General features: G+C 63.1%; 7 protein-coding genes. All 7 read left to right on the forward strand.

Features of this window, described 5'->3' with window-relative positions:
• Window positions 1–4 precede the first annotated feature (4 nt).
• On the forward strand, window positions 5–1,033 hold the full coding sequence (gene cmr4, locus QME84_09980; GenBank protein ID MDI6874592.1) for a type III-B CRISPR module RAMP protein Cmr4: 1,029 nt from the start codon (window positions 5–7) through the stop codon (window positions 1,031–1,033).
• A gap of 11 nt (window positions 1,034–1,044) precedes the next feature.
• Complete coding sequence (locus tag QME84_09985) at window positions 1,045–1,410, forward strand: hypothetical protein (GenBank protein MDI6874593.1); 366 nt, start codon at window positions 1,045–1,047, stop codon at window positions 1,408–1,410.
• Window positions 1,407–2,252, forward strand: coding sequence for a hypothetical protein (locus tag QME84_09990; GenBank protein ID MDI6874594.1), 846 nt, complete (start codon window positions 1,407–1,409; stop codon window positions 2,250–2,252). The genes QME84_09985 and QME84_09990 overlap by 4 nt, the downstream gene beginning before the upstream one ends.
• Window positions 2,240–5,167, forward strand: coding sequence for a DUF1156 domain-containing protein (locus QME84_09995; protein ID MDI6874595.1), 2,928 nt, complete (start codon window positions 2,240–2,242; stop codon window positions 5,165–5,167). Before QME84_09990 ends, QME84_09995 begins: the two co-directional genes overlap by 13 nt.
• Window positions 5,164–5,754 (forward strand): hypothetical protein, encoded by a 591-nt coding sequence (locus QME84_10000; protein ID MDI6874596.1) that lies wholly within the window; start codon window positions 5,164–5,166, stop codon window positions 5,752–5,754. Before QME84_09995 ends, QME84_10000 begins: the two co-directional genes overlap by 4 nt.
• A gap of 23 nt (window positions 5,755–5,777) precedes the next feature.
• Window positions 5,778–8,591: a DUF499 domain-containing protein gene (locus tag QME84_10005; GenBank protein ID MDI6874597.1), complete on the forward strand. Its 2,814-nt coding sequence runs from the start codon at window positions 5,778–5,780 to the stop codon at window positions 8,589–8,591.
• A gap of 120 nt (window positions 8,592–8,711) precedes the next feature.
• Window positions 8,712–8,934: hypothetical protein (locus QME84_10010; GenBank protein MDI6874598.1), on the forward strand; the 223-nt coding region annotated here is incomplete at its 3' end.

Here is an 8,934-nt window from a genome sequence, read left to right on the forward strand (position 1 = left end):
AGCGATGGCAAGTTACAAAAAGTTTCTCCAGGTTGGCTTGGCACTGGACCCCATCCACGCGGGGACCGGCGGCGCCCGCATCGTCCGGGTGGACCTGACCATCGTCCGCGACCCGGTCACCCAGTTGCCCAAGATTCCAGGCTCCAGCTTGGCGGGGGTGTACCGGACCTACGTGGCGATGGCGGAAACTGAGGCGAACCCGAACCGCCAGGTGAATGGAAAAGCATGGCCCTATTATCCCCATTGTGCTGGCCTGGGACAGGCCCGAGATAATTACCTCGGCCACTGTGGCCAACCCGATTGCCCCGTCTGCACCGTCTTCGGCTTCGCCCGGGGCAAAGATCAAGCCGGGGGCTTCGCCGGACTGGCTGCCTTTACGGATGCCCACGTGCTCCTCTTTCCCGTGCCCACCCGCCAGGGGCCCCATTGGGTAACCTGTCCTATGGTGCTCCAATGGGTTGGGCTAGAGGTCAAAGATGTGGAAAAAGACGCGGTTTACCGGCAAGACGCCTCTGGCAACCCGCTCAACCTCGGCTGGCTGCTGCTGCCGGTGTGTCAGTGCGCTGAAATGTCTAATATAAAGGAACGCCTTCAGGGCTTGAAGGTGCCCGATTACATCCTCAACCACCTCGCCCTGGTGCCGGACCGCTTGTTTGCCCACATCGTCAACAGCAACCTGGAGGTGCGCACCTCCGTCTCCATCGACCCGACAACCGGCGCAGCCGAGGAAAGGGCGCTTTTCTCCTACGAAGCGCTGCCGCGCACAACGGTGCTGGCTTGGGAAATCATCGCCAAAAACCCTGCTCACTTCAATATCAGCGGGCAGCAAATCACGGCGGTGTCCGATCCTCAGAGTGTCCATGGGGTCGCCGCCCAGGCCCATCTCTACCTGGAACACCTGGGTATTGGCGGAATGGGCACGCGGGGGATGGGGCGTTTGAGGGTGGTCTACTCTGAGCAGTCACCAAGTAACCGCCAACCCGGTTCAGGACAGACGACATCGTCCATCAGCCAAGGGGGAGGGCAGTCATGAATGGAACCCAAATGACCAACCTGGACATCCAATGCGCTGAATTGGGACATCAGTTGGCACAAATCAACGGCATGGAGGAGAAAGTGCTTAACGCAGCCCTTACAGTCCTTGAGGAGCAGGGGCCATACGCGATGTTCCTTTACGTGAAAGCACAGCACGAAAAGATAGCCAGGCAATTTAGTGAACAATGTGTCGGATTTTTAAAAAGGATATTCGGCAGTAAAGCAGGCGATGCCGGGGATGTGCTCGATGTAGTGAAAAAGTTGGCTCAGGACCTTCGGGACCTCGACGACCTCCTCTTCGCCCGCGACCTCCTCCGCACCGCCCTGTCCTACGCCCGCTACCACCTCAAAGCTAAGGAGGGTGGTTCATCATGAGCTGGACGATGTACCGCTGGGTTTGGCAACTGAAATCGCCCCTGCACATCGGGTGGCTACCGGCCGGCGCCCTCAACCGAACCCGCCTGTATGTTCCCGCCCGCGCCCTGTGGGGCGCGCTTACGGCGGAACTTGCCCGCCGCCAAAACCCCGATTCCCCAGATTACAAGTCCACAGGGCAGAGGCTCCTCGAGCATGCGCGCTTCAGTTACCTCTTCCTCGCCGAGCCGGTGGCCGGTGAGTGGAAGGCATGGCTTCCCCGCTATCAGGAAGGTAAGGGGTTGGTTTGGATAAGGGAAGATGGCAAAACCGAAGACGATTGTCCTTTTCGGATGCGCCTCTTGAGCGCCCGGCCCGGCACCGCCATCGCGCCCGAGTCCGATACGGCGGCAGAAGGCACCCTGCGGGAGTTTGAGGTGATCCACCCTTACTGGCGCGACAAAGGGGATCCGCACAAACCGGTGGCCATGGTGGGCTACCTGTTCTGCAAGGATGCCGCACTGGAGGAGGAACTCAAGGCTATTCAGGAAATCTTCCTCGGGGGCGATACCCGCTACGGGTTGGGGCATGTGATTCAAGTAAATTGCTTTCGCACCACGTCTTTTTTTAAGGGCGCACCGGTGGATCTCAGCGCGTCGGAGCCGGTGGTTCAGATCGAGTTTTCGCTGGCCCACACGAGGATGGATGGTCTTTCTGAAGTCACCGGCGCCATGGAATGCATCGCCGGCTGGGACATGGTGACGGGTGGGCTCAAAGAGGCCAAATTGACCTGGGCCCCGGGTTCTCGCTGGCCCGAGGAACGGAACTGCACCATTGGGGAGGATGGCCTATGGCAGACCTAACCCGTGTAGTGCGCCGCCTTATAGAAACTAATGAGATGCCCATCCGGGTGATCTCCGAGCACGCCCGCAAGGACCAGAACGTGAAGAAGGGGCATTTGCACACCCTCCATGTGTGGTGGGCCACGCGGCCCCTGGCCGCCTGCAGGGCGGTGCTAATGGCCACGCTCCTGCCCGATCCCGCGGACGAGCGCTGCCCGGAAGCGTTCCGCCGGGACGCCCGGGAAGCCTTGAGGCCGTTCACCGGTCGGGATCTTTCCGACCCAGTGGCGCTGCGGCAAGCACTCTTGGATTTCATCGGCCATTTCGCCGCCTGGGAGAACTCCACCAACCGGACCTTTGTGGAGACCACCCGCCGGTTGGTCCGCGCGGCCCATCCGGAGGGCCCGCCCCTAGTGGTGGACCCGTTCGCCGGCATCGGCTCCATCCCCTTCGAGGCCCTGCGCATCGGGGCCGACGCCTTTGCGGGCGATCTCAACCCCGTGGCGGTGCTGCTCAACAAAGTGGCCCTGGAGTATCTTCCTACTTACGGCCAGCGGCTGGCCGAAGCCGTCCGCAAGTGGGGCCAGTGGGTGCGGGAGCGGGCGACCGAAGAACTGGGCGAGTTCTACCCCAGGGAGCCCGACGGCTCGATCCCTCTGGCCTATCTCTGGGCGCGGACGATCCGCTGCGAAGGCCCGGGCTGCGGCGCCGAGGTGCCCCTGGTGGGGCTTCTGTGGCTCTCCCGCAGGGAGAAGCAGCGGGTGGCCCTGCGCTATCGGGGGGATAAAGAGCGAAAGCAGGTCGTCTTTGAAATCTTTGAGCCCAAGGCGGAAAGCGAAGTGCAGAGGCCTATCGTGAAGCGCTTTTCCGCCACCTGCCCGGTGTGCGGCTACACTACGCCTTATAAGCAGGTGCGCGAGCAAATCCGCGCCCAGCGCGGCGGCACATACGATGCCCGTCTCATTGCCGTCATCACCCTGCGCCCGGACGGCTCCCGCGGCTTTCGGTTGGCTACCGAGCGCGACCGGGAGGTCGCCCAGAAAGCCGCCAAGGAACTGGCCCGCCGCCAAGCCCAGCACCCGGGACCGTTCCCCCTCGTGCCGGATGAGCCTTTGCCCCCCGAGGGAGCGCTCGGTTTTCGCGTCAACCTTTACGGCATGAAGACCTGGGGCGACCTCTTCACCCCGCGGCAGGCGCTGGCGCTTTCCACCTTCGTCCGTCTGGTGCGGGAGGCGCACGGCAAGGTCTTGCAGGAGAGCGGCGACCCCGACTTCGCCCGCGCCGTGGCGACCTGTTTGGCGGTGGTGGTGAGTAACGTTAGTCACTATTGCGCTAGTCTTTCTTACTACCATCCATTCTATGGTATGCGTTCATCGTTCGGCGGGAACGGATTCCCCATGAAAGCTGATTTTGCAGAAGGTAATTTACTGACGCCCAAACTGGTGGGCGGATTTGAATATGCCATGGAGCAGGTGGCCCAGGTGCTGGAGCGGGAAGTCTCTCAAGGCTTTCGGCCCGGCACCGTCCGGCAGGGATCGGCCACCGCCATCCCCCTTCCTGACCAGTCGGTGCCCTACGTGGTTACCGATCCGCCCTACTACGATGCGGTGCCCTATGCGTCTCTTTCGGATTTCTGCTACGTATGGCTCAAACGGATGGTAGGAGACCTTCATCCAGACCTCTTCCGCCTGCCGCTCACGCCCAAAGCCGAAGAGTGCATCCTGGATCCCGGCCCGCCACCCCCGGGCGAGCCGGAGAAGACCAAGGAGTTCTTTGAAACAACCATGGAGCGGGCCCTGGCCGAATGCCGCCGGGTGCTTCAGCCCGACGGCGTGGCGGTGGTGCTCTTTGCCCACAAGGGCACGGCCGGCTGGGAGGCCCTGCTGAACGCCCTGGTCCGGGCAGGCTGGACGGTCACCGCCTCCTGGCCCATTGAAACTGAGCGGGGTGCCCGGATGCGGGCCAAGAACTCCGCCGTGCTGGCCTCCTCGGTTTTTTTGGTCTGCCGCCCCCGGCCCGAGAACGCCGGCGTAGGCGAATGGCGGCAGGTGCTCATGGAACTTAACCGGCGCGTCGCGGAGTGGCTTCCCCGCCTGGAACAAGAGGGGATTCACGGGGCGGACGCCATCTTCTCCTGTATTGGGCCGGCCCTGGAGGTCTACAGCCGCTACGAGCGGGTGGAGACGGCGGGCGGACAGGTGATCCCGCTGGGGGATGTGCGCGACGGCAAGGGCCAAGTCGCCCAGCGGGGGTATCTCTCCTATGTGTGGGAAGCGGTGGCCCGGGAGGCGCTCAAGGTCATCTTTGCCGAAGCCGACCCCACGGGATTTGAAGAGGATGCGCGCCTGACCGCCGTGTGGCTCTGGACCCTCCGCGCCAAGGCCAACGGCGCCGTCTCTGAAGAAGCGGAGGAAGAGATGCCGGAGGAAGAGGAAGCCGAGGAGGCGGTTCAAAAGAAGCCCTCCGGCTACGCCCTGCCCTACGACGACGCCCGGCTCATCATCCAGGCGTTGGGCGCCCACGAGGATCGGCTCAAGCGCCCGGGCGGCATCCTGGAGGTGAAGGGCGACGCGGCTCGCCTCCTTCCGGTGGCCGAGCGGCGGCGCTTCCTCCTCGGGGACCGTCCCGCCCTCCCCGCTTCCGGCCGTTCGCGGAGGGGACAGCGACGCCTCTTTGAGGAGATGGTACCAGAGCCCGAAGAAGGCGTGACGGTAGAGCCGGGCCAGTCCACGTTGGACCGTCTCCATCAGGCGATGCTTCTCTTCGCCGAGGGGCGCAGCGAGGCCCTGCGCCGGTTCCTGGTGGACGAGGGTGTCGGCCGCGACGGGCGGTTCTGGCGGCTGGCGGACGCGCTGTCAAAGCTATATCCTTCCGCCTCCCAGGAGAAGCGCTGGGTGGATGGAGTGCTGGCCCGGAAGAAGGTGCTGGGATTATGAACAGGGCTATCGGGCCTGCGGAATGGTACCAGGCGTTCCGCCGCGAAATGCGGAATGTCCGTTGGGCAGACCCTCTGCGGGACTCCGCCCTGAAGGGCCGCTTAGGCGCCTGGACGGAGCACCTGACGGGCGTGGTGGTTGCAACCTGCCAGAACCTGGGCTGGGCGGCGGTCGCCCGGGGGTATCTGGCCGAAGTGCTGCCCGTGCCCAAGCAAGAGTACTTGGCCGTTGACGTGATGGCTTTTCCCCGTGCGGACCGTCCCGGCTGGAGAAGGCCCATTGCAGCTTTTGAACTGGAGAACCGACTGGACCCGGAAGCCATCTCTTATTCGGTGTGGAAAGTGAGCGTGGTCCGGTGCTTCTTTGGCGGGGTGTTCTGCTACCGCCAGCAGTCAGAAGGGATCAAGGACCTGCTTGTTGGCCTCACGCAAGGGGTGATGGCCGAGATGCATCCCCCTGCAGAACGGCATGAGGCTAAGATCCTTCTGGTTGTCGGGACCCGGAGCAAAGCCGAAGATTTCCCCGATGGGTTTTTCAAACCCTATCTTTGGGACAGCGCGCTTGGGCAGTTCCGACCTTTGTGGTAAGCCAACGTCAGGAGGGGGAAGCCATGGCTGGATTGAAACCTTGGCATCAGGTTGCGGTTCCCAGGGAAGACTTGAGAAAGGGCGTGCCTCTGGATGCGGCGGAGTTTGCCATTCATCTTGACCAAGTTATCGACGGGCGCGCCCCGCTGGATTACCGGGAGCCGGAGCGCTTCTTCGCCCGGACCTATCTTACCGCCGCCTATTCAAAGATGACGGTAGAGGTGATGCGGCGCCTGGCAGGCGAGAGGGTGGGCACCTCTCCCGGCGTCAACCTCACCACCCAGTTCGGCGGCGGCAAGACCCACTTTCTCACCCTTCTTTACCACCTCTTCAACGTAGGGGATAGGGCCAAGGACTGGCCCGGCGTCAAGGAACTGCTCGACCAGGCCGGCCTTGACGCTGTGCCCAGCGCCGACGTGGCGGTGTTCATCGGCAACCGGTTTGACTTCGTCGTCGGCGTCGGAGCCGAAGGCGAGCCCAAGCGGAAGACCCCCTGGGGGGACCTGGCATGGCAATTGGCAAAGAGCCGCGGCGACCCCTCCCTTTTTTCGATGGTTGAACGGCACGACCGGGAAGGGGTGGTGCCGGGCGGCGAGATCCTCCAGCGGTGGTTTGCCGGGAAGCCCACGCTTATTCTGATGGACGAAGTGCTGAATTTTATCCGTCGCACCCGTGAGGCTGGCGGCCCCTATGCGAAGCTAGGGTCACAGATGTACAGCTTCCTGGATGTTTTGACCAGGGAGGTGGCGGGCACTTCTAAGGATGTCCTTGTGGTTTCTCTTCCTATGTCGGAGTACGAGATGACCCAGGAGGACGAGGCGGATTACCAGCGGCTGGACAAACTGCTGGATCGGCTCAACAAGGCGGTGCTTTTGTCCGAGAAGATAGAGATCGCCGAGATCGTGCGGCGGCGCCTGTTCGAGGAGATCGGGGATCCGAAGGAGGTTCGTCGCACGGCGAAGGCCTACGCCGATTGGGTCAAATCCCACCGGCAGCAGCTTCCCGAGTGGTTCCCAGCGGATCAGGCCGAAAAACTCTTCGAGGCGACGTATCCCTTCCATCCCACGGTGATTTCGGTGTTCGAGCGCAAATGGCAGTCGCTCCCGAAGTTCCAGCGGACCCGCGGGATACTGCGCCTTCTGGCGCTTTGGGTCTCCCAGGTCTACCAGCAAGCTTTTCGAGAAGGGAGTCGAGAGGCACTAATTACGCTGGGCTCAGCGCCCCTTTCCGACAGCCTTTTCCGGGCTGCAGTCTTTGAGCAGTTGGGCGAGCCGCGATTAGAGGCCGCCATCCTCTCCGACATCGCCGGGGAGGAAGCCCATGCCGTGCGGATGGACGCCGAGGCGCCGGCAACCATCAAGAGGGCTCGGCTTCACCAAAAAACAGCCACGGCCGTGTTTTTTGAATCCTCCGGCGGCCAGGTGCGCAATGAGGCCAGTCTGCCGGAAATCCGCCTGGCCGCAGGCGAGCCCGGGCTGGACATCGGGAACGTCGAAACCGCGCTGGAGGATCTTGTTCGCCGCTGTTACTACCTGGACGCCAAGGGGACGGCCTACTGGATCAGCCACCGGCCGACCCTCAACAAGATCCTGGCTGACCGCCGGGCGGCGCTTTCCGGACCAGAGGCCGACGAAGCCATCCGGGAGAAGGTCAGGCAGTCTATCCGCGAGGTGTTCAAAGCGGGTCCTGCTGTGCCGGATCGCCGGTACTTCCCCGAAACATCAGGGGATATTCCTGACACGCCTTCCTTGACCCTGGTTGTTCTCGCTCCGCAGCACGGCTGGGAAAACGCGTACCGCGAAGCCACCCAGCGCCTCATCACGGGCATGATCCAAGAGTGCGGAGGACGCGGACGGACGTTCAAAAGCGGACTCCTCTTTGCCGTCGCCGAAGGCGGCGCGGCCCTTGCGGACGAGGCCAAAACCTTGCTCGCCCTGGAAAGCCTTGAAGACCCCGCCGAGCAGGAGCGGCTCAAGTTGGAACCTTCGCAGGTCCAAGAACTCAGGGATAAGAAGCGGCGCGCTGAACGGAGCCTGAAGGAACTGGTCTGGCGCGTCTACCGGCGAATTTTGCTTCTGGCAGAAGACGGTGGCATCCGGGAAGTGGACCTGGGCCTTCTCCACTCCAGTGCGGCCGAATCCTTGGTAGGGTTGATCGTCGCGCGCCTCAAGCAAGAGGGGCTTCTGGAGGAGAGCGTCAGCCCGGATTTCCTCGTCCGGAACTGGCCGCCTGCTCTGACCGAATGGACCACGAAGGCCGTGCGGGACACGTTCTTCGCGTCTCCCCAGTTCCCCCGGCTCTTGGATCCCGAGATCCTGCGGGACACCATAGCGGAGGGCGTGAAAGCGGGGAAGTTCGGCTACGCCGGCAAGGCATCTGGGGGTTACCAGGGCGCGCCGATTATTGACGACCCCAGCTTCGGGCCGGCAAACGTAGAGATTTCGGACCAGGTCGTTCTCCTGCCGCGCGACAAGGCTGCGGCGCTTAAGGGGGCGCCGCCCCCTCCGCCTGGGGAGCCGGAGCGCAGTGCCCAGGTGGCCGAGGAGCCTGTGGTTAAGGCAGAGCCGGCGGGCGCGCCGGAGCCAGTATCGGTCGTACCGCCGATGCCGAGCAAGCGGCGCCTGTCATGGGAGGGGGAGCTCCCTCCTCAAAAATGGACGAACTTTTACATGAAGGTGCTGACCCGCTTCGCCACGGATCCCAGCCTTCGTCTCCGCATACGCTTTGAGGTGGCCCCCGAGACGGGGATTACGCAGACGCAGCTGGAAGAAATCAGAACGGCTCTGCAGGAGCTCGGCCTCGGCGTTGAGGGACTGGAGGTTGAGGGCCAGGAATGACTGCGTCCACAACTTTGCTCGCAAACTTAATACCCTCGCGCACTTCGACTTTAACGCCCTGCCTCGCAGGAGGCGTGGGACCCACCCGACGCCGCCACCATCATACCCGTGGCTACTCGCTTGCGGGAGCGCTTCGTGGTGGGAGATGTCTGCATCGTCGCCGACCGGGGCATGGTGGGGAAAAAGAACGCCAAGGAGCTCGAGAAGCTGGGTTTTATCTACATCCTGGGGGCGTGTATGCGCCTGGAGAAAAGGACCCTCTCCGAGGTCCTCTCCCGAGCGGGACGCTTCCGGGAGGTGGCCGAAAACCTCCGGGTCAAGGAGGTGAGACACGGGGGAAAGA

The sequence above is a fragment of the Actinomycetota bacterium genome, assembly GCA_030019255.1.
Taxonomy (GTDB): Bacteria; Actinomycetota; Geothermincolia; order Geothermincolales; family RBG-13-55-18; genus Solincola_A.

Bases quoted from the DNA above. Each gene is read 5' to 3' on its own strand.
- QME84_09995 (MDI6874595.1), top strand. From the start codon at position 2,240: ATGGCAGACCTAACCCGTGTAGTGCGCCGCCTTATAGAAACTAATGAG.
- cmr4 (MDI6874592.1), top strand. From the start codon at position 5: ATGGCAAGTTACAAAAAGTTTCTCCAGGTTGGCTTGGCACTGGACCCC.
- QME84_10000 (MDI6874596.1), top strand. From the start codon at position 5,164: ATGAACAGGGCTATCGGGCCTGCGGAATGGTACCAGGCGTTCCGCCGC.
- QME84_09985 (MDI6874593.1), top strand. From the start codon at position 1,045: ATGACCAACCTGGACATCCAATGCGCTGAATTGGGACATCAGTTGGCA.
- QME84_10005 (MDI6874597.1), top strand. From the start codon at position 5,778: ATGGCTGGATTGAAACCTTGGCATCAGGTTGCGGTTCCCAGGGAAGAC.
- QME84_09990 (MDI6874594.1), top strand. From the start codon at position 1,407: ATGAGCTGGACGATGTACCGCTGGGTTTGGCAACTGAAATCGCCCCTG.